This window comes from Candidatus Desulfolinea nitratireducens (genome assembly GCF_982879505.1).
In genome coordinates this window covers 717-2164 of the sequence record NZ_CEYOSI010000350.1, presented here as the reverse complement: position 1 = coordinate 2164, position 1448 = coordinate 717, and the positions used below count along the sequence as shown (strand labels likewise).

The following is a 1448-nucleotide window of genomic DNA, read 5'->3' as shown; positions in this document are numbered from 1 at the left end:
GAGTACACTACCCTAGAGGAAGTGCTCCCCGAAACCGACGTGCTCTATGTCACCCGCGTCCAAAAGGAACGCTTCGAAAATCCCGCCGATTATGAGAAGGTGGCTGGCTCCTTTGTCGTCAATCCCGAGATCATGAAAGCTGCCAAACAGGAAATGATCGTCATGCACCCCCTGCCACGCGTTGGAGAGATCAGCCCCGACTTCGACACCGATCCCCGCGCCGCCTATTTCCTTCAGATGGAATATGGACTATATGTCAGGATGGCGCTGCTGGCGATGGTATTGGGAAAAGCCTGAATCGTGAAGAGTGATGCGTGAAGCATTTGCTCACGTTTCACTTTTTACCCATCAAAATTATGGAAACTTTCTTCTCATTTTTAGAACGACGTGTGGATGATTGCTCATCCCTGCTCTGCATCGGACTCGATCCTCATCTTGCCGACCTCGACTCTCCCACAGCCGAGGCCGCCCTTGATTTCAGCTTGCGGATTGTCCGAGAGACATCGACCTACGCCTCCGCCTTTAAACCCAACGCGGCCTTCTTCGAATTCTTCGGCGCCGAAGGCTGGACGGCCCTCAAGCAGCTCATTGAAGCCATTGGCGAAGAATCAAAAAAGCTCGGCTCGATGATTCCCGTCATCCTGGATGCCAAACGCGGCGATATCGCCTCAACAGCAGAGGCTTACGCTAAATCCACCTTTGAGCATCTCGGCGCGGATGCGATCACGCTTAATCCTTATCTGGGTAAAGATTCGATTGATCCCTTTTTAGGCTATCCTGAGAAAGGCGCATTTCTATTATGCAAGACGAGTAATCCAGGGGCGAAGGATTTCCAGGACTTATCCCTCACCCCAACCCCTCTCCCTGAGGGAGAGGGACAAAGGGTGAGGGCATTATACGAACACGTTGCCCACCTCGCCCAATCCTGGAATACTGCCAATAATATCGGACTCGTTGTCGGCGCGACTCAACCGGAGGCATTAGCCAAGGTCCGGGCTGCCGCGCCAGACCTATGGTTCCTGGCACCCGGCGTCGGCGCACAGGGCGGGGACCTCGAGACCGCGCTCAAGGCCGGTCTCCGTAAAGATGGCAAGGGCATGCTGATAAACGTCTCGCGCTCAATTGCAAGGGCTGAAAGCCCGAAGAGAGCCGCGGCTGAATTGCGGGATGAGATCGCCAATATCAAACGAGAGATTGGATACTGATGCCAAAACTACTCATACTTTCCGATAGAGCGGAGCAATACGAAAATTTGATCCAAGCTGCGAAGCTACCAAACCTTGAGATATTTGCTTTCAAAAATGCAGATGTCAAAGCCAAAATTGCCAATCAGTGCGAAATCGTGCTGGGCTACCCCTCCCTGATACGCGATTTACTTCCGTCCCTGGCGAAATTGCGCTGGGTGCAAACCTTGTCGGCAGGTGTGGAGTTGCTTCTTCTCCCCTCCC

1 protein-coding gene and 2 pseudogenes are annotated in these 1448 nt (G+C 53.2%); all 3 read left to right on the top strand.

What is annotated here, in order from left to right:
* Positions 1 to 297, top strand: a pseudogene (locus AC3DOM_RS17680) (aspartate carbamoyltransferase); the annotation flags it as partial.
* 59 nt (positions 298 to 356) lie between these two features.
* Positions 357 to 1205, top strand: coding sequence for an orotidine-5'-phosphate decarboxylase (pyrF, locus tag AC3DOM_RS17675; protein ID WP_487920358.1), 849 nt, complete (start codon positions 357 to 359; stop codon positions 1203 to 1205).
* Positions 1205 to 1448, top strand: a pseudogene (locus AC3DOM_RS17670) (hypothetical protein); the annotation flags it as partial. The gene pyrF and the pseudogene AC3DOM_RS17670, both read left to right, overlap by 1 nt.